Source organism: Pseudomonas sp. SJZ080 (genome assembly GCF_007828295.1).
Taxonomy (GTDB): domain Bacteria; phylum Pseudomonadota; class Gammaproteobacteria; order Pseudomonadales; family Pseudomonadaceae; genus Aquipseudomonas; species Aquipseudomonas migulae_A.
On record NZ_VIUK01000024.1, the window covers coordinates 98,239 to 115,645 of the forward strand.

The window sequence follows — 17,407 nt, forward strand, 5'->3', positions numbered from 1 at the left end:
GTCGCACTCCCTGGTCGGAAAAAGGGAGCATCCAGCCATCAGCCGGATGCACTCATGTAGCGCTTTGCCATTCCCTATGGCATTCGGCCGGCGCGCAAGTTCAGAAGACTCGCTCAAACTCAGCTGCTGGCAATCCGGAACCCGACTTTGAGCGTTACCTGGAAGTGTGCAGCCTTGCCGTCCTTGATGTGCCCGCGGGTTTCCGTCACTTCGAACCATTCCATGTACTTCAGACTTTTACTGGCTTCGGCCAGCGCGTTGTTGATGGCGTCTTCAATGCTGCTGGTGGATGAGCCGACAAGCTCGACTTTCTTGTAAGTGTGATGGTCAGTCATGGGCGTTCTCCTCAGGGTGTGAAATACAGCCTAGCAGTGATTTTTCGTATTACTTCTGTCGGTCTGTCCGACACAGAAGTTCAGATTTACTGCACTTTCTCGAACCCCTGAAGTCCCAACCAACACACGCCACTCATCATCAATGCAGGAGAGCCACCATGGCCAACACCTCTTTACGTAAAGCCTCATTGCAAAGCATGGAAGCCGAGATCGAGAGTCTGCTGAAGTCTTTGGAAAACCTGAAGGACGACGCCTCGGACGAGTCGCGTAAAACCCTCAAGGCTTTGAAAGCCAACGCTGAGAGCGCCCTGAAACATTCGCGTCATCTGCTCAGCGATGCGTATGAAGAAGTCAAAGTCAAAACCCGTGAAACCGGTATCGCCACCCGGGACTACGCTCAGGAACACCCTTGGACTACAGCCGGTGTCGCTGTGGGTGCGCTGGGTTTGCTTGCGGCGTACCTGCTGTTCAAACGCGGCGACTAATCTGCTTGGCGCAGCTCGTTTTTGAGCCACTGCGCCAGTTGCCGGGCGCGCCCATCCGCGGCGCGCTTGGGTAGCCACAACGCCAGTTGCGCCGGAGTTTCACTGAAGCCCCACGGCGCAACCAGGCGACCGGCCTTCAAGTCTTCGGCCACCAGCGGTTCAGGGGCAATCGCCACACCCAGCCCGGCGACCGCCGCCTCCAGCAAATAATACAAATGCTCGAAACCCTGCCCGTACTTCAACGCATTGGCGTCGAGGCCGTTTTGCTGCGCCCAGCTTGGCCAGGCCTGCGGACGTGAGGTGGTGTGCAGCAACGGCTCGTTCAACAGCGCGCTTGCCGGTGCCTTTTCCAGTCGGTCGTAACCGGCGATGCGCGGGCTCATGACCGGGCCGATGCGTTCGCTGGCCAATTCGTAGACCTGCATGTCCGCTGGCCATGGTGGCTCGGCAAACACCAGTAACGCGTCCAGCCCCGGTCGACGAGGATCGAGATCGCCTTCACCGGCCGACAGGTGCAGGCGCAGGTCCGGCAAATCTGCATTCAACCGGCCCAGGCGCGGAATGAACCAGCGAGCCAAAAGACTCCCCGAGCAGCCGAGCACGAACGGTGCGTCGGCCGTGCTTTGCGTCAATTCGGCGCAGACGGTGCGCAACCGTTCGAACGCTTCACCGCTGGCGTCGCGCAATCGCACGCCGGCATCTGTGAGTTTAAGGCCGCGTCCATCCTTGATGAACAGACTCACGCGCAGATGCTCTTCGAGCACTTTCAGTTGTCGACTGACTGCGCCGTGGGTGACATGCAGCTGTTCGGCGGCCTGACTGACGCTATTCAAGCGGGCAGTGGCTTCGAAGGCGCGTAGGGCATTCAACGGGGGAAGGTCATGGCTCATGGGATCTGTGAGTTTTCCTGACAGGTTGCGGCGATCTTATCGGTTTTCAGCTCAGGGTGTCAGGGGTAGAGTTAAGCCCATTGTCATCTTACGCATTCAACCGGAGCGACCCATGACCCAGACTAATCTGCGCAACGGCCCCGACGCCAACGGCCTGTTTGGCGCGTTCGGTGGCCGCTACGTCGCCGAAACCCTGATGCCGTTGATCCTCGATCTGGCCCGCGAGTACGAAGCAGCCAAGGAAGATCCTGCATTCAAAGAGGAATTGGCCTACTTCCAGCGTGACTACGTCGGACGTCCCAGCCCGCTGTATTACGCCGAACGCCTGACCGAATTCTGCGGCGGCGCGAAGATTTATCTGAAGCGTGAAGAGCTGAACCATACCGGCGCGCACAAGATCAACAACTGCATCGGCCAGATCCTGCTGGCCCGGCGCATGGGCAAGAAACGCATCATCGCCGAGACCGGCGCCGGCATGCACGGTGTGGCGACCGCCACCGTGGCCGCGCGTTTTGGCCTCGACTGCGTGATCTACATGGGCACCACCGACATCGAGCGTCAGCAAGCCAACGTGTTCCGCATGAAACTGCTGGGCGCCGAAGTGATCCCGGTGGTCGCCGGCACCGGCACCCTGAAAGATGCGATGAACGAAGCCCTGCGTGACTGGGTGACCAACGTCGACAGCACGTTCTACCTGATCGGCACTGTTGCCGGCCCGCACCCTTATCCGGCGATGGTCCGCGACTTCCAGGCCGTCATCGGCAAGGAAACCCGCGATCAACTGCAGGCTCAGGAAGGTCGTCTGCCAGACAGCCTGGTCGCATGCATCGGCGGTGGTTCCAACGCCATGGGCCTGTTCCATCCGTTCCTCGACGACAAAAGCGTCGAGATCATCGGTGTTGAAGCGGCCGGTCACGGCATCGAAACCGGCAAGCACGCCGCCAGCCTGAACGGCGGCGTACCGGGTGTGCTGCACGGCAACCGTACTTTCCTGCTGCAGGATGACGATGGCCAGATCATCGACGCTCACTCGATCTCCGCCGGCCTCGACTACCCGGGGATCGGCCCGGAGCACGCCTGGTTGCATGACATCGGTCGCGTTCAATACACCTCGGTGACCGATGACGAAGCCCTCGACGCATTCCATAAATGCTGCCGCCTGGAAGGGATTATTCCTGCATTGGAAAGCGCCCACGCCCTGGCCGAAGTATTCAAGCGCGCCCCGAGCTTGCCGAAAGATCACCTGATGGTGGTCAACCTGTCCGGCCGTGGCGACAAAGACATGCAAACCGTGATGCACCACATGGAAAACTCTCAACAAGTGCAGTCCAAGCAGGAGAAACACTGATGAGCCGCCTGCAAACGCGTTTTGCCGAACTCAAGGAACAGAACCGCGCCGCTCTGGTGACTTTCGTCACCGCCGGCGACCCGAGCTATGACACTTCGCTGGCGATCCTCAAAGGCTTGCCCGGTGCTGGCGCCGACGTGATCGAGCTGGGCATGCCGTTCACCGATCCAATGGCCGACGGCCCGGCGATCCAGCTGGCCAACATTCGGGCACTGGCCGCCAAACAGAACCTGGCGAAAACCCTGCAAATGGTTCGTGAGTTCCGTGAAGGCAACAGCGAAACGCCGCTGGTGCTGATGGGCTACTTCAACCCGATCCACATGTACGGCGTGCCACGTTTCATCGCCGACGCCAAAGAGGCCGGTGTCGACGGTCTGATCGTGGTCGACTTGCCGCCCGAGCATAACGGCGAACTGTGCGATCCGGCCCAGGCTGCCGGTCTGGACTTCATTCGTCTGACCACCCCGACAACCGATGATGTGCGCCTGCCGACCGTCCTGAACGGCAGCTCCGGCTTCGTCTACTACGTGTCTGTGGCCGGTGTGACCGGTGCTGGGGCGGCAACGCTGGAGCACGTTGAAGAGGCGGTTGCGCGTCTGCGTCGTCACACCGATTTGCCGATCAGCATCGGTTTCGGTATTCGTACACCGGAGCAAGCGGCGTCTATCGCGCGTCTGGCTGACGGCGTGGTGGTGGGTTCGGCATTGATCGATCACATCGCCAATGCATCGACGCCGGAGCAGGCGATTGATGGCGTGTTGAGCCTTTGCTCGGCGCTGGCCGATGGCGTGCGTAAGGCCCGCGTCAGCTGAAGGTAAAGATCCTGATACAGAGGAATTAGAGCCTCGCGGCACAGACTAAACAGCAAGACCGAGGGCTTCAGGACTACGTTCTGAAGCCCTTTTTGCTTTAGGTGCAGTGAGGAAAGACCTGATGAAAATGCCAAAACGTCTGATTGCCAGCCTGAGCGTGCTGATGCTCAGTGCCACTCCGTTGCTGCACGCCAGCGCCGATCAGCGCGACGATCACGATCGCGGCGGCCAGCAGCAAGGCCATTACGACAACCACGGCGATGATCACGGCGGCCCGCAGGACAATCATCGCGGCGGCCCTCCGCCACGGGACTTCGGCCCGGTGCGCCAGACGATCCGTGACAGTCATGGTTATTTCGTACGCGGCGCGCCGCCACCTCCGGGCATTCATCTGGAACGTGGTCGGCCGTTGCCGCACGGTTATTACGGAGAACGCCTGGATAATCGCGCGTTGAGTCGGCTGCCGTATTACCCGGGTTATGAATGGCGGCGCGCGGGTGGCGACATTGTGCTGATCGCCGTGGGCTCCGGGATCGTCTATGAAATTCTGGAAGGGGTTCTTTGACGTGAGGGAACTGTAGGAGCGAGCTTGCTCGCGATGGACTTGAGTGCGTCGGGTTTCGTCGTGAAACACGCGTTATCGTTAACGACCATCGCGAGCAAGCTCGCTCCTGCAGGGGGCATTCACTAAGGCAACTCCAACCCGCCCGACGCTTTATGCAGTTTGCGCAAATGTTCGCCGACCTGTTTCAGGTTGGCTTCGTTGGCGGCCATTTCCGCGGCTCGGCTTGGTTCGAGCAACGCTCTCACTTCCTTGTCCAGATCGCCGGTCAATGCTTGAAGCTGTTTCTGCCGCAAGCTGCTTTCCGATTCCAGGCGTTGCCATTCGCTGGGTTGCGGCAATCCATAACCGCCGGTGCCGAGCAACTCCGCCGGCCGGCTGAGGAAGCCGCTGTTGGCGAGAATCTGCTGCAAGGTCGCGTTGGCTTTGTCCATGCCGCCGTTCTTCAGCTCCCGAGCACCGAGATAGCGTTGCTTCACTTCGTCCTGGGCCAGCACCAATTGTTGTCGGAAGGCTGCCTGTTCCAACAAGAGCAACGCCGCGCTGGTTCGCAGATCGGCTTGGTCGATCCATGTGCGGCGCTCTTCGGCCTTCAGTGCCAGCCAGTCTTCGACCTTGTCCTGTTTGATCGGCAGGTGCTTCTTCAGCACTTCGAACATCGCTTGATAACGATCACGGAAAGAGTCGAAGCGATAGCCAAGCCGCAGCGCTTCGCGAGGATCATCCAGCACGCTGGTATCCGCCAGTCCGCGTCCCTTGAGCACTTCCAGCAAGCCGTTGGGCATGATGTTGTCCAGCCCGACCAGCTTCGCGTTGTTGGTGCCGCTGCGTAGCAACTTCAGACCTTCCACCGCGCAGTTGTTGGACAGGAAAAAGTAATTGCCGTCGTAGCTCCAGTGCATCTCGGCGGCGTGTTCCACCACGTCCTCAATCTCGTTGCGCGACAAATTCAGCGGCACCGAGGCGAGGCTGCGCAGTTCGGTCTTGGTGTACTCGTCGATCACTTGGGCCAGCGGCAGGACGAACAGGCGCGACGGGTACTTGCCGACTAATCCGTCCCAGCTCGACAGCTGTACGTCACCCACGAAGGCTCGGTAGGACAAGACCAGGTGCTGATCCAGATCCAGTCGACAATCCGGTCCACGTGGCCGGCCCGGTGCGCAGATCACCAGGCGCAACATGCTGTGGCCCCAGCGGCTGACCCAGTTCTGGTTGGCTTCGGCCAGCAGATAGTCCACGGCATACACCCGTTCCGGATCGACCTGCCCCAAGGGCTGTTTGGCGAAGTCATTGCCGGCGTTGAGGAAGGCGAAGGATTTGCCGCAGGTGTCTTTGGCGGCGGGTGCCCAGCCAAAATGTTCTTTGTAGTAGCGGTATAGCGCAGGGCGGCGACAAGCGTAGCTCGGGTCGAGGAGGAAATACTCCATGTTCACCGCGACAAACTCTTTGGGGCTGCTCGTTTCGTAGATGTCCGGGCTGCGGGCGATCTGTCGGTTGTGCTGTTCGCGTTCGCCGCGACGACCGACGTATTGCGGCCAGCCAGCGAGGTCGAGCAGGCGCGGGTCATCGCTCAGCGTAAAGCGTCGGGAGGATTGGCCACGGCATTCATCCGGAATGCCGACCAGGCCGGAGCTGTTGTTGCGTCGGGTACAACGCTGGATCAGCGTGCGTTCGGCAGCTGGCCAAAAACGCGAGCGATCATAAATGTGGGTGAGTTCGTGCAGCACCGTGGCCAGCATTTCGCGGCGGACGGTGCCGTGAGGGCGATAAGTCTTTTTGGTTGCAGCGCTGCCGTCGGTGAGGCTGGCAAGCAAGTTGCGGTTGAGATCGAGCTCGGACACCAGTGATGCCTGGCCGTAGGCGTTGCTCGGCATGTCATCGGTCCAGCCAACGTCGATGCGCCGGTCGAGTTGTTCGATGAACCTCGGCGGCAATGCCTGCATGGCTTCATCAAGCAGCGCCTGGCTGGCCTGCTGTTGCGCAGGGCTCAAACCTTCTGTCTTGAGCTGTAATTGCAGGCCGGCCTGGGCCGTATTGCCGAGCAGCAACACGACCCCGGCCAAGAGCCAGGCACTTAACGACTTCACAGTGCGAGGATGGCTTCTGCGAGTACCTGATCACTGGCATCCCGGGCTTCCGGCACGCGGGCGCGCAATGTGTTGAAGGCCGCTTCCAGGTGCGCCCCACGGATTTCACCCTCGCTGGCGACGAAACTGGCCGCATCGTCGTGGGCTTCACGGACGATTTTCGAATCACGGATTGACGTGGTGGTGTCGGACGTGAAATCGAGTGTGCGTTGGGTGGCATTGATGATGATGTTACTGGTGGCTACCAGGGTGTGCGCCTGGGCCAGATCGGCCAATAACAGCAGGCCAAGGGTGGCGATAATCAGCGGGCTACGCATGGAACGACTCCGGAGGAACGAGGATAACTATTGGACGAGAATAGCCTGCGCCAGTTCAAGATCGCTTGCATGAAGTTTTGGCTGGGCCCGACGCAGGTAAACCAGCGCGGATTCCAGTTCTGCTCCTCGCAATTGGCCGTCGCTGGCAATGAATGACGCGGCGTCATCCCGGGCGGCCAGCAGCAGCTTACGGTCGAAGGGGGCGGAGGTCACCATGCTGGTGGCGTAGCCAGTGGCCACGAGACCCTGTGTCGTCAGGTCAAAGGCCTGGGCTGAGCCAGCCCAGCAGGCCGCCATGAAAACCGGTGTAATCAATAGATGTGTAGGAAAACGCATGAGACTCGACAGTTGAAGGCGAGTCCAAAGGCTAGCGCAACGCCCGGTTTAGAGCCAGTGCCGAAACATTGGGACACGTTGGGCGTGTCCCATGAGGAGATGACGTTTTAGATAGTCAGAATAGCCTGAGCCAGTTGAGCGTCCGTAGCGTTCAACCCCGGCGCCTGATGGCGAATGTGGTCGAGTGCGCTTTCCAGTTTCACGCCGCGAATGGCGCCTTCGCTGGCGACAAAACTGGCGGCGTCATCACGGGCTGCCCGGACGATCTTGTCATCGCGAAAGGACGACGTGACATCGGAAGTGGCGTCGGACGTTGCCTTGAGTGCACCGACGACGGCATCGGTGGTGACGATGAAGCTGGTGGCGTGGGAATTGGCAGCCACGGCAAGCAGGGCTGCAGCGCTGAGCAGACGAAGACGGGACATGGTGTAACTCCTTTGGGTAAACCGATTGAGAGGTGGCGCGGTATCTGTTGAGTCAGACGCCTGTCGCGCAGTCATCGCCACGTTCTGATCTGATATTAGGCCTGTAGGTGTCGGTTCGCACAGTCCCGTCTGTTCAAGTGTATGTCAGCGCCAGAACGGCTTGTCCAATTCTCTGACTCGATCTGAATGACTGATGCCCAAGTCAGACAGCTGCCGGCCATCGAGTTGCGCCAGTAAACGCCGGGTTCTGGCTCTCTCGAGGGTATCGGCGAGGGCTCTGAGCAATCTTCTTGGCCAGGTAATCCGAGGCTTTGATTTCGGGGTTGTAGCGGCAAGATCCAGTAGGTGATCCATGGTGCAATCCTTTTGCTGGCAGGTCGGGATTTCATGATGATCCCGCCCGATTTTCCAGAACAGACACACTCCATTGAAATTGTACTGGTTCAGTTGTGATTGTTTGTTAACTGTACCTATTAATGCCAACAACTATTGTTTTGAGGATTTTCCGGCCCAAAACGACAAAACCCGTCGTGGTTTCCCACGACGGGTCTTGTTTGTTCAATTCGGGTGCTGGCGGTTGACCTTAAGGATCAGAGCCAGCGACGCTAACTTAGCGCCAGAACGGCTTGCTCAGCTCTTCGTAGCGTTGTGCTTCGCTAATCCCGGCGTCAGCCAGCAGACGCGAATCCAGACGAGCCAGTTGGTGGCGGCTGGAGATGCGGCGCTGCCACAGCATCAGGTTGGCGATAACGCGAAGAGGCATGGAAGCCTGGGTTTTTGCAGCGGTGTCTTCGAAGAACAGATCGGAACTGAGTGTACGTTCCATGGTTTTCATCCTTCCGCTTGTGGCGGGATTAGGTAGTGGTTTAACTGATGCCAATGATCCTCTCGTTTGGCCAGTCTCTCTAGATACAGTTCACCTGTATTGTGAGGGACCAGTTAACTGTTAAAGAGCGGTGTACTGGTCAAAATTGAGACAACTGTACCTATCTGCACTTATATGGTGCATTTAATGGCGTTCGGGTCGGAAAGGTAGGCAATTACAGTAGGAAATGACCGGTACAGCAGTACAGTTTTAAACACATTTCTGTATGGCAATAGCAAGCTGACGAAACTGTGTTTGCGTCAGCCGCTATCTGTACCAATTACACGGCGAGCATCCGCCCGGTTTCTTCCAGATTCATGTGCCAGCTCAGTGCGTCACGCAGGAGATGCGGAGTGTGCCCGCCGAGTGCGCAGGCAGCGGTGAAGTAGTCATCCAGGGCTTGGCGGTAATCGGGGTGCACGCAGTTGTCGATGATGACTCGAGCCCGCTCCCGCGGTGCCAAACCGCGCAAGTCCGCCAGCCCCACCTCGGTCACGAGAATGTCGACGTCATGCTCTGTGTGATCGACGTGGCTGACCATCGGCACCACGCTGGAGATCGCGCCGCCCTTGGCGATCGACTTGGTCACGAAAATGGCCAGGTGCGCGTTACGCGCAAAGTCGCCCGAGCCGCCGATACCGTTCATCATCCGCGTGCCGCAGACATGGGTGGAGTTGACGTTGCCGTACAGGTCAAACTCCAGCGCGGTGTTGATGCCAATGATACCGAGCCGTCGCACCACTTCCGGGTGGTTGGAAATTTCCTGCGGACGCAGGACCAGTTTGTCCTTGTAGCGCTCCAGGTTGCCGAACACATCGGCGTTGCGACGGCTCGACAAGGTGATCGAGCTGCCTGAGGCAAAACTCAGCTTGCCGGCGTCGATCAAGTCGAAGGTCGAGTCCTGCAACACTTCGGAGTACATGGTCAGGTCTTCGAACGGCGAGTCGATCAGTCCGCACATCACGGAGTTGGCGATGGTGCCGATGCCGGCCTGCAGTGGGCCGAGTTTGTTGGTCATGCGCCCGGCCACCACTTCCTGCTTGAAGAAGTCGATCAGGTGGTCGGCAATGGCCTGAGTGTCGACGTCCGGCGGCAGCACGGTCGAAGGTGAGTCGGACTGGTTGGTGATCACGATCGCGACGATCTTTTCCGGCGGGATCGCAATGGCGGTGCTGCCAATGCGATCGTCGACCTTCACTAACGGAATTGGCGTACGGGTCGGGCGGTACGTCGGTATATAGATGTCGTGCAAACCCTCGAGGTTCGGGTTGTGCGCCAGGTTGATCTCGACGATCACGTGTTTGGCGAAAATCGCGAAGCTGGCCGAGTTGCCCACGGAAGTGGTCGGTACGATGTGGCCTTGTTCGGTAATCGCCACGGCCTCGATAACGGCAATGTCCGGCAGTTTCAGCTGCTGGTTGCGCAATTGCTCCACGGTTTCCGAGAGGTGCTGGTCGATGAACATGACCTCGCCAGCGTTGATCGCCTTGCGCAAAGTGCTATCGACCTGGAAAGGCATGCGTCGCGAAAGAACGCCGGCTTCGGTGAGCTGCTTATCGAGGTCGTTGCCCAGGCTGGCGCCGGTCATCAATGTGATTTTCAGCGGGGTGACTTTGGCGCGTTCAGCCAATGCATGAGGCACGGCCTTGGCTTCACCGGCACGAGTGAAACCACTCATGCCGACGGTCATGCCGTCCTCAATCAGAGCGGCAGCATCGGCGGCGCTCATCACCTTATTCAACAACGAAGGCAAGCGAATACGATCACGGTACATGGATTGTTATCTCGGGTAACGGAAGCAAGGTGTGCAGTCTAGTAGCTTGAAAAAAATCCGTCCCGCTACCATGGTCGAATGCCGAGCCCTGATTTAGAGCCTTTGGTCGGGTTTCACGGGCAATAAAAAAACCCCAGCCTACTAAAGGCTGAGGTTTTGGGTATTGCGTTGGAGCAGGTTTTACTCGACGGCTTTGACCATGTCTTCGATGACCTTCTTGGCGTCGCCGAAGACCATCATGGTTTTGTCGAGGTAAAACAGTTCGTTGTCCAGGCCGGCATAACCGCTGGCCATCGAACGCTTGTTGACGATGATGGTCTTGGCCTTGAACGCTTCGAGAATCGGCATGCCGGCAATCGGCGATTTCGGATCGTTCTTCGCGGCCGGGTTGACCACGTCGTTCGCGCCGAGCACCAGCACCACGTCGGCCTGGCCGAACTCGGAGTTGATGTCTTCCATCTCGAATACCTGGTCATAAGGCACTTCGGCCTCGGCCAGCAAGACGTTCATGTGGCCAGGCATCCGACCGGCAACCGGGTGGATCGCGTATTTCACGGTTACACCGCGGTGGGTCAACTTCTCGGTCAGCTCTTTCAGCGCGTGTTGTGCCCGCGCTACCGCCAGGCCGTAACCCGGAACGATGATCACGGTATCGGCGTTGGTCAGCAGGAAAGTCGCATCGTCAGCCGAACCGGATTTCACCGGGCGGGCTTCCTTGGCGCCTGCAGGACCGGCATCGGCCGTATTGCCGAAACCGCCGAGCAGTACATTAAAGAAGGAGCGGTTCATCGCCTTGCACATGATGTACGAGAGGATTGCACCGGACGAACCCACCAGCGAGCCCGCGATGATCAGCATCGAGTTGTTCAGCGAGAAGCCGATACCCGCTGCTGCCCAGCCGGAATAGCTGTTGAGCATCGATACCACCACCGGCATGTCCGCGCCGCCGATCGGGATGATGATCAGCACGCCCATCACGAAGGCCAGCGCCAGCATCAGCGCGAAAGCGGCGAGGTTGCCGGTCATCATGAAGGTGATGCCCAACGCGAGCGTCGCCAGACCCAGCAGCAGGTTCAGCTTGTGTTGACCACTAAACTGTACCGGTGCGCCTTGGAACAGACGAAACTTGTACTTGCCCGAGAGCTTGCCGAACGCGATCACCGAACCGGAGAAGGTGATTGCACCGATGGCCGCGCCGAGGAACAGCTCCAGGCGGTTACCGGCAGGAATCGAATCGCCCAGTTGTTTGACGATGCCCAGCGATTGCGGCTCGACCACCGCCGCAATGGCAATGAATACCGCGGCCATACCGATCATGCTGTGCATGAAAGCGACCAGTTCCGGCATCTTGGTCATTTCTACGCGCTTGGCCATGATCGAACCGGCCGTGCCGCCGACCAGCAGGCCGACGATGACGTAACCGATGCCTGCGGTGGCAAGCTCTGCGCCCAGCTTATAGATGAGCCCCACGGTAGTGAGGATCGCCAGCGCCATGCCGAGCATGCCGTACAGATTGCCGCGCCGCGACGTGGTCGGGTGCGACAGCCCTTTCAGGGCCTGGATGAAGCAGATGGACGCGATCAAGTAGAGCGTCGTTACAAGGTTCATGCTCATTACTTGGACGCCTCTTCTTTTACCGCTTTCGGGGCTTTCTTCTTGAACATCTCAAGCATCCTGCGAGTCACCAGGAAGCCACCAAAAACGTTCACCGCCGCCAGAGCCACCGCGAGGGTGCCCATGGTTTTGCCCAGAGGCGTGACGGTCAACGCCGCGGCCAGCATGGCACCGACGATTACGATCGCCGAGATGGCGTTGGTCACGGCCATCAAAGGCGTGTGCAGTGCAGGCGTAACGTTCCAGACCACGTGATAACCGACATAAATCGCCAGCACGAAGATGATCAGGTTGTAGATACCGGGGGAGATAAGCTCTTCCATCGTCTGAATCCCTGCTTAGGCGTTTTTGCGGATGACTTGGCCGTCGCGGCACATCAGGCACGCGGCGACGATGTCGTCTTCGAGGTTCACTTCGAACTGGCCTTCTTTGTTGAAGACCAGCTTCAGGAAGTCCAGCAGGTTGCGTGCGTACAGGGCTGAAGCATCTGCCGCGACCGCGCCGGCCAGATTGGTCGGACCGCAAATGGTCACGCCATTCTCCACCACCACCTGATCGGCTACGGTCAGCGGGCAGTTGCCGCCCTGAGCCGCTGCGAGGTCGATGACCACGGAACCTGGCTTCATTTGCGCGACGGTTTCCGCGCTCAACAGAGTCGGTGCCTTGCGGCCGGGAATCAGTGCGGTGGTGATGACGATGTCAGCTTGCTTGGCGCGCTCGTGCACAGCCAGGGCCTGTCGCTGCATCCAGCTCGCAGGCATTGGGCGTGCGTAGCCGCCAACACCGACGGCGCATTCACGCTCTTCATCGGTCTCGTAAGGCACGTCGACGAACTTGGCGCCAAGGGATTCGATCTGTTCTTTAACCGCAGGACGTACGTCAGACGCTTCGATCACTGCACCCAGGCGTTTCGCGGTAGCGATTGCCTGCAAACCGGCAACACCGGCGCCGAGAATCAGCACGCGTGCCGCTTTCACGGTGCCCGCCGCCGTCATCAGCATCGGCATGAAGCGTGGGTAATGGTGAGCGGCCAGCAACACGGCTTTGTAACCGGCGATGTTGGCCTGGGAGGACAGCACATCCAGGCTCTGGGCGCGGGAGGTGCGCGGGGCCGCTTCCAGTGCGAACGCGGTAATGCCGCACTCAGCCAGCTTGGCAATGGTTTCATTGCTGAACGGGTTGAGCATGCCCACCACAACGGTGCCGCTTTTAATCAGCGTCAGCTCGCTGTCGCTGGGGGCGACCACCTTGAGAATCAGTTCGGCACCGAACGCATCACTGGCGCTGCCAATAATTGCGCCTGCCGCTTCATAAGCACTGTCGACAACGCTGGCGTTTATGCCGGCGCCGCTTTGCACAGTGACCTTATGACCCTGGCCGATCAGCTTCTTGATGGTTTCCGGGGTTGCAGCAACCCGTGTTTCACCGGTCTGGGTTTCGAGAGGAACACCAATGTGCACGTCAAATCTCCTGCGTGATCTTATTGAGTAAACCCAGGCACTTCGGATGGTGCGGCTGGGGGCGGCCGATCAGCACGATCCCGCCAAATCTGGGCGGGGCGCGGCATTTTGCAGGCGAACTTTGTGCCCTTCAAGGGATTATGACGGGTGACGGAAAATTAACTACAAGTCACCCCGTGACCGAATGTCGCAACCGACCGCCTCGGTCCCTTGCAGGCCGTGCCTTGCAAGGATTCTGGCCGAATTTCAAGAATTTACACATCGGCACGGTGAATGAGGTGGTATTGCTGCCGGATAGCGGCTCAAGGCCACGTCTTCAGGCGCTTGTGGGACGTTTGTACCGCTTCTCGGTACAGTCTGCGAATATGCGACAAATACTTATATCTGTAGGGCTTTAAATTTGCTGACTACGGGGTCAACTAATGGTGTTAAGCCCTATCCTTCTAGGCTGTAGCTCTGCGCCTGATTTACCAGCCAGTCGCGAAATGCCTTCAAAGACGCAGATTCGACCTTTCGCTCAGGAATCATCAAGTAATACGCCTTGATACTGGACAGAGCCTGAACGTTGGCAATCACCAGTCGCTTCTCCGCCAGTTCACGCTGAATCAGGAACGGCGGGATCAAGGCTATTCCCATGTCATGCATCGCCGCTTGGGCAAGCATGGAGAATAGCTCGTAGCGCGGTCCTGTCATGTCTCGCGGGATATTAAGGTTCTGCGAGTTGAACCATTGACGCCAGGCATAGGGGCGGGTGGTCTGTTGTAGCAGGGGCAGTTCGGCAATTTCAGCGGGTGTGAGATTCGTCTTTTGGCCCAGTAGGGTGGGGCTGCACACAGGCATCGGATTTTCGCCCATCAGTCTGTGGGATTCAGTGCCTGACCAGTCCGCATCGCCAAAATAGATCGCCGCATCGAAATCGGTGTCGGCAAACAGGAAGGGGCGGGTGCGGTTGGTGAGATTGACCGTCACTTCTGGGTGTCTTTGTTGGAAATCCTTGAGTCTTGGCAGCAGCCATTGGGTGCCGAAGGTGGGCACGACGGCCAGTTCGATCACGTTGGCGCCTTGCTGGCCCATGACCGACAGCGTGTCGCGCTCAACGGCGTCCAGTTGGGTGGCGACCCTGCGGCTGTAGGAAAGTCCTGCTTCCGTCAGCTTGACCCCGCGCCGGGAGCGTCGGAACAGTTCCACACCGAGGAACTCCTCGAGGCTGGCGATCTGTCGGCAAATCGCTCCCTGGGTGAGTGAAAGTTCCTGGGCTGCCTTGGTAAAACTCTCGTGGCGAGCGGCTGCTTCAAAGCTGATCAGGGCCGTTGTGCTGGGAATCTTTCTGCGCATGTACGTCAACCTCACTAATGCATCGCATTAAAGCTGTATCGCAACGTTTCGGAGTGAGAAATTAGCACAACAGTATGCAAAATCCTCGTTTGCCGTCACGCCGAACCGGGCCTAGGATCACTCCACGTTATTTGACCCGATTCGAGAGGACACACTCATGGGCGGTAAAGCTAGCTTCAACTGGATCGATCCCCTGCTGCTGGATCAACAGCTCACTGAAGAAGAACGCATGATCCGCGACACCGCCGAGCAATTCGCTCAGCAAAAGCTCGCGCCGCGTGTTCTTGAAGCATTCCGTCATGAGAAAACCGATCCGGCAATCTTCCGCGAGATGGGTGAAGTCGGCCTGCTGGGCGCAACCATTCCTGAACAGTACGGCGGCAGCGGCCTGAACTACGTCAGCTACGGCTTGATCGCCCGTGAAGTCGAGCGCGTCGACTCAGGTTATCGCTCGATGATGAGCGTGCAGTCCTCTTTGGTGATGGTGCCGATCAATGAGTTCGGTACTGAAGCGCAAAAGCAGAAGTACCTGCCAAAACTTGCAACGGGCGAGTGGATCGGTTGCTTCGGTCTGACCGAGCCTGACCACGGTTCTGACCCGGGCTCGATGATTACTCGTGCACGCAAGGTGGAAGGCGGCTACAGCCTGACCGGCAGCAAGATGTGGATCACCAACAGCCCGATCGCTGACGTGTTTGTGGTTTGGGGCAAGGACGATGCGGGCGACATCCGTGGCTTTGTCCTGGAAAAAGGCTGGAAAGGCCTGAGCGCTCCGGCGATCCACGGCAAGGTCGGCCTGCGTGCGTCCATCACCGGTGAGATCGTCATGGACAACGTGTTTGTCCCTGAAGAAAACATCTTCCCTGACGTCCGCGGATTGAAAGGCCCTTTCACTTGCCTCAACTCTGCGCGTTACGGCATTTCCTGGGGCGCCTTGGGTGCTGCGGAATTCTGCTGGCATACCGCTCGCCAATACACCCTGGATCGTCAGCAGTTCGGTCGCCCGTTGGCCGCTACTCAATTGATCCAGAAAAAACTGGCCGACATGCAGACCGAAATCACCATGGCGCTGCAAGGTTGCCTGCGTCTGGGTCGCATGAAAGATGAAGGCACGGCGGCGGTAGAGATCACTTCGATGATGAAGCGCAACTCCTGCGGCAAGTCCTTGGACATTGCTCGTATGGCGCGCGACATGCTGGGTGGCAATGGTATCTCCGACGAGTTCGGCGTGGCTCGTCACCTGGTCAACCTGGAAGTGGTGAATACCTATGAAGGTACGCATGACGTTCACGCGCTGATCCTCGGTCGTGCGCAGACCGGTCTTCAAGCGTTCTATTAATAGGAGAACGGCCATGGGCGCGCTTTCGCATCTACGGGTACTGGATTTATCGCGGGTGCTGGCCGGGCCCTGGTCCGGGCAGATATTGGCGGACCTTGGCGCCGAGGTGATCAAGGTCGAGCGTCCCGGCAATGGCGATGACACGCGCGCCTGGGGGCCTCCGTTCCTTAAAGACGCCTATGGCGAGAACACCAGCGAGGCTGCCTATTACTTGTCGGCCAATCGCAACAAGCAATCCGTAACCATCGACTTCACGCGCCCGGAGGGGCAGAAGCTGGTGCGTGAGCTGGCGGCCAAGTCGGACATTCTGATCGAGAACTTCAAGGTCGGTGGCTTGGCGGCTTATGGGCTGGATTATGAATCACTCAAGGATGCCAATCCGAATCTGATCTACTGCTCGATCACGGGGTTTGGTCAGACCGGCCCTTACGCCAAGCGCGCGGGTTATGACTTCATGATCCAAGGCTTGGGCGGCCTGATGAGCCTTACAGGTCGGCCGGAAGGAGATGAGGGGGCCGGGCCGGTGAAAGTCGGCGTGGCGCTGACGGATATTTTGACCGGGCTCTATTCGACAGTGGCTATTCTCGCTGCGCTTGCGCACCGGGATCATGACGGTGGCGGTCAACATATTGATATGGCGTTGTTGGATGTTCAGGTGGCCTGTCTGGCTAACCAGGCGATGAATTACCTGACGACGGGCAATGCGCCTAAGCGTCTTGGCAATGCGCATCCGAACATCGTGCCTTATCAGGACTTTCCTACGGCAGATGGCGATTTCATCCTTACGGTGGGTAACGACGGGCAGTTCCGCAAATTTGCGGAAGTGGCCGGGCAGCCGCAGTGGGCGGATGATCCGCGATTTGCGACCAACAAGTTGCGGGTGGCGAATCGGGCGTTGCTGATTCCGTTGATCCGCCAGGCTACGGTGTTCAAGACCACTGCTGAGTGGGTGTCGCAGCTGGAGCAGGCAGGCGTGCCGTGTGGTCCGATCAATGATCTGGCTCAGGTGTTTGCCGACCCTCAGGTAAAGGCGCGCGGTTTGGCGATCGAGCTGCCTCATGCCCTGGCGGGGAGGGTGCCGCAGGTTGCAAGCCCGATTCGTCTGTCCGAGACGCCGGTGGAGTACCGCAATGCGCCTCCTTTGCTGGGCGAGCATACGTCGGAGGTATTGCTGCGGGTGTTGGGTCTGGACGCTGGTGCGGTAGCTGCTCTCAGAGAGGCTGGGGTGCTCTGAGGATTTCTTCTATATAGAAGGAGTGGTTTCCCTCTCCTATATAGAGGGAAACAGGCTGTTTTCTGGCTTTCTGCAAGTTATTGATAGAAAAGCCAAATCAGGGGTTGACGGCAGATTCTGGAAGTCTATAATTCGCCCCACTTCCGGCGCAGTCGAAACGGAAAACTCCTTGATAAACAAAGAGTTACG

General features: G+C 58.7%; 19 protein-coding genes. 6 read left to right on the forward strand and 13 right to left on the reverse strand.

The genetic code is table 11. The annotated features are described in order from the left end of the window. Positions 1-119 precede the first annotated feature (119 nt). A complete protein-coding gene (locus FBY04_RS25755; RefSeq protein ID WP_008027736.1) occupies positions 120-335 on the reverse strand; it encodes a dodecin in 216 nt (71 codons plus the stop codon). Positions 336-493: 158 nt separating this feature from the next. Here FBY04_RS25755 and FBY04_RS25760 point away from each other — a divergent pair, with 158 nt between their 5' ends. Continuing rightward, on the forward strand, positions 494-820 hold the full coding sequence (locus FBY04_RS25760) for a YqjD family protein (RefSeq protein ID WP_084317484.1): 327 nt from the start codon (positions 494-496) through the stop codon (positions 818-820). On the opposite strand, the gene FBY04_RS25765 is transcribed toward FBY04_RS25760, so the two are convergent. Further along, entirely contained in the window at positions 817-1,710 is an 894-nt protein-coding gene (locus FBY04_RS25765) for a LysR family transcriptional regulator (RefSeq protein WP_145317891.1), read from the reverse strand. The two genes, FBY04_RS25760 and FBY04_RS25765, sit on opposite strands and share 4 nt — an antisense overlap. 112 nt (positions 1,711-1,822) lie before the next feature. On the opposite strand from FBY04_RS25765, the gene trpB reads away from it, so the two are divergent. The 3 genes from trpB to FBY04_RS25780 all read left to right on the forward strand — a co-directional run bounded on the left by trpB (position 1,823) and on the right by FBY04_RS25780 (position 4,435). Continuing rightward, a complete protein-coding gene (gene trpB, locus FBY04_RS25770; protein ID WP_084317482.1) occupies positions 1,823-3,058 on the forward strand; it encodes a tryptophan synthase subunit beta in 1,236 nt (411 codons plus the stop codon). Beyond that, positions 3,058-3,870 (forward strand): tryptophan synthase subunit alpha, encoded by an 813-nt coding sequence (gene trpA / locus FBY04_RS25775; protein WP_084317481.1) that lies wholly within the window; start codon positions 3,058-3,060, stop codon positions 3,868-3,870. The genes trpB and trpA overlap by 1 nt, the downstream gene beginning before the upstream one ends. A gap of 121 nt (positions 3,871-3,991) precedes the next feature. Further along, entirely contained in the window at positions 3,992-4,435 is a 444-nt protein-coding gene (locus FBY04_RS25780) for an anti-virulence regulator CigR family protein (RefSeq protein ID WP_145317894.1), read from the forward strand. A 122-nt stretch (positions 4,436-4,557) separates the two neighbouring features. Here the strand turns inward: FBY04_RS25780 and FBY04_RS25785 are convergent, their stop codons facing one another. The 11 genes from FBY04_RS25785 to FBY04_RS25835 all read right to left on the reverse strand — a co-directional run bounded on the left by FBY04_RS25785 (position 4,558) and on the right by FBY04_RS25835 (position 14,645). After that, on the reverse strand, positions 4,558-6,519 hold the full coding sequence (locus FBY04_RS25785) for a DUF4105 domain-containing protein (protein ID WP_145317897.1): 1,962 nt from the start codon (positions 6,517-6,519) through the stop codon (positions 4,558-4,560). Further along, positions 6,516-6,836: a DUF2388 domain-containing protein gene (locus FBY04_RS25790; protein ID WP_145317900.1), complete on the reverse strand. Its 321-nt coding sequence runs from the start codon at positions 6,834-6,836 to the stop codon at positions 6,516-6,518. Before FBY04_RS25790 ends, FBY04_RS25785 begins: the two co-directional genes overlap by 4 nt. Positions 6,837-6,863: 27 nt before the next feature. Continuing rightward, positions 6,864-7,172: a DUF2388 domain-containing protein gene (locus tag FBY04_RS25795; RefSeq protein WP_145317903.1), complete on the reverse strand. Its 309-nt coding sequence runs from the start codon at positions 7,170-7,172 to the stop codon at positions 6,864-6,866. Positions 7,173-7,279: 107 nt separating this feature from the next. Continuing rightward, positions 7,280-7,597: a DUF2388 domain-containing protein gene (locus FBY04_RS25800; protein WP_017335802.1), complete on the reverse strand. Its 318-nt coding sequence runs from the start codon at positions 7,595-7,597 to the stop codon at positions 7,280-7,282. A 144-nt stretch (positions 7,598-7,741) separates the two neighbouring features. Further along, positions 7,742-7,951 (reverse strand): DUF1127 domain-containing protein, encoded by a 210-nt coding sequence (locus FBY04_RS25805; RefSeq protein WP_145317906.1) that lies wholly within the window; start codon positions 7,949-7,951, stop codon positions 7,742-7,744. 256 nt (positions 7,952-8,207) lie between these two features. Then, a complete protein-coding gene (locus FBY04_RS25810) occupies positions 8,208-8,423 on the reverse strand; it encodes a DUF1127 domain-containing protein (RefSeq protein ID WP_007947887.1) in 216 nt (71 codons plus the stop codon). A gap of 319 nt (positions 8,424-8,742) precedes the next feature. After that, positions 8,743-10,236 (reverse strand): acetyl-CoA hydrolase/transferase family protein, encoded by a 1,494-nt coding sequence (locus FBY04_RS25815; RefSeq protein ID WP_145317909.1) that lies wholly within the window; start codon positions 10,234-10,236, stop codon positions 8,743-8,745. Between the two features lie 180 nt (positions 10,237-10,416). Further along, complete coding sequence (locus FBY04_RS25820) at positions 10,417-11,850, reverse strand: NAD(P)(+) transhydrogenase (Re/Si-specific) subunit beta (protein WP_084317474.1); 1,434 nt, start codon at positions 11,848-11,850, stop codon at positions 10,417-10,419. Next, the gene (locus tag FBY04_RS25825; protein ID WP_017335806.1) at positions 11,850-12,173 is read right to left on the reverse strand and encodes an NAD(P) transhydrogenase subunit alpha; all 324 of its coding nucleotides are present in this window, start codon (positions 12,171-12,173) and stop codon (positions 11,850-11,852) included. Before FBY04_RS25825 ends, FBY04_RS25820 begins: the two co-directional genes overlap by 1 nt. A 15-nt stretch (positions 12,174-12,188) precedes the next feature. After that, complete coding sequence (locus tag FBY04_RS25830; protein ID WP_145317910.1) at positions 12,189-13,310, reverse strand: Re/Si-specific NAD(P)(+) transhydrogenase subunit alpha; 1,122 nt, start codon at positions 13,308-13,310, stop codon at positions 12,189-12,191. Positions 13,311-13,745: 435 nt separating this feature from the next. Then, positions 13,746-14,645, reverse strand: a complete 900-nt coding sequence (locus tag FBY04_RS25835; RefSeq protein ID WP_145317913.1) for a LysR family transcriptional regulator — start codon at positions 14,643-14,645, stop codon at positions 13,746-13,748. Positions 14,646-14,802: 157 nt separating this feature from the next. Between FBY04_RS25835 and FBY04_RS25840 the strand changes: the two genes are divergently transcribed. Together FBY04_RS25840 and FBY04_RS25845 are read left to right on the forward strand one after the other, a co-directional pair. Next, a complete protein-coding gene (locus FBY04_RS25840; RefSeq protein ID WP_017335809.1) occupies positions 14,803-15,984 on the forward strand; it encodes an acyl-CoA dehydrogenase in 1,182 nt (393 codons plus the stop codon). Positions 15,985-15,997: 13 nt separating this feature from the next. Beyond that, the gene (locus FBY04_RS25845) at positions 15,998-17,218 is read left to right on the forward strand and encodes a CaiB/BaiF CoA-transferase family protein (RefSeq protein WP_084317471.1); all 1,221 of its coding nucleotides are present in this window, start codon (positions 15,998-16,000) and stop codon (positions 17,216-17,218) included. The last annotated feature ends 189 nt before the right edge of the window (positions 17,219-17,407 follow it).

Coding starts and splice junctions, on each gene's coding strand:
- FBY04_RS25835 (WP_145317913.1), bottom strand. CDS start 14,645: ATGCGCAGAAAGATTCCCAGCACAACGGCCCTGATCAGCTTTGAAGCA.
- FBY04_RS25805 (WP_145317906.1), bottom strand. CDS start 7,951: ATGGATCACCTACTGGATCTTGCCGCTACAACCCCGAAATCAAAGCCT.
- FBY04_RS25755 (WP_008027736.1), bottom strand. CDS start 335: ATGACTGACCATCACACTTACAAGAAAGTCGAGCTTGTCGGCTCATCC.
- FBY04_RS25790 (WP_145317900.1), bottom strand. CDS start 6,836: ATGCGTAGCCCGCTGATTATCGCCACCCTTGGCCTGCTGTTATTGGCC.
- FBY04_RS25845 (WP_084317471.1), top strand. CDS start 15,998: ATGGGCGCGCTTTCGCATCTACGGGTACTGGATTTATCGCGGGTGCTG.
- FBY04_RS25825 (WP_017335806.1), bottom strand. CDS start 12,173: ATGGAAGAGCTTATCTCCCCCGGTATCTACAACCTGATCATCTTCGTG.
- FBY04_RS25800 (WP_017335802.1), bottom strand. CDS start 7,597: ATGTCCCGTCTTCGTCTGCTCAGCGCTGCAGCCCTGCTTGCCGTGGCT.
- FBY04_RS25840 (WP_017335809.1), top strand. CDS start 14,803: ATGGGCGGTAAAGCTAGCTTCAACTGGATCGATCCCCTGCTGCTGGAT.
- FBY04_RS25815 (WP_145317909.1), bottom strand. CDS start 10,236: ATGTACCGTGATCGTATTCGCTTGCCTTCGTTGTTGAATAAGGTGATG.
- FBY04_RS25765 (WP_145317891.1), bottom strand. CDS start 1,710: ATGAGCCATGACCTTCCCCCGTTGAATGCCCTACGCGCCTTCGAAGCC.
- trpB (WP_084317482.1), top strand. CDS start 1,823: ATGACCCAGACTAATCTGCGCAACGGCCCCGACGCCAACGGCCTGTTT.
- FBY04_RS25810 (WP_007947887.1), bottom strand. CDS start 8,423: ATGGAACGTACACTCAGTTCCGATCTGTTCTTCGAAGACACCGCTGCA.
- FBY04_RS25820 (WP_084317474.1), bottom strand. CDS start 11,850: ATGAGCATGAACCTTGTAACGACGCTCTACTTGATCGCGTCCATCTGC.
- trpA (WP_084317481.1), top strand. CDS start 3,058: ATGAGCCGCCTGCAAACGCGTTTTGCCGAACTCAAGGAACAGAACCGC.
- FBY04_RS25780 (WP_145317894.1), top strand. CDS start 3,992: ATGAAAATGCCAAAACGTCTGATTGCCAGCCTGAGCGTGCTGATGCTC.
- FBY04_RS25795 (WP_145317903.1), bottom strand. CDS start 7,172: ATGCGTTTTCCTACACATCTATTGATTACACCGGTTTTCATGGCGGCC.
- FBY04_RS25760 (WP_084317484.1), top strand. CDS start 494: ATGGCCAACACCTCTTTACGTAAAGCCTCATTGCAAAGCATGGAAGCC.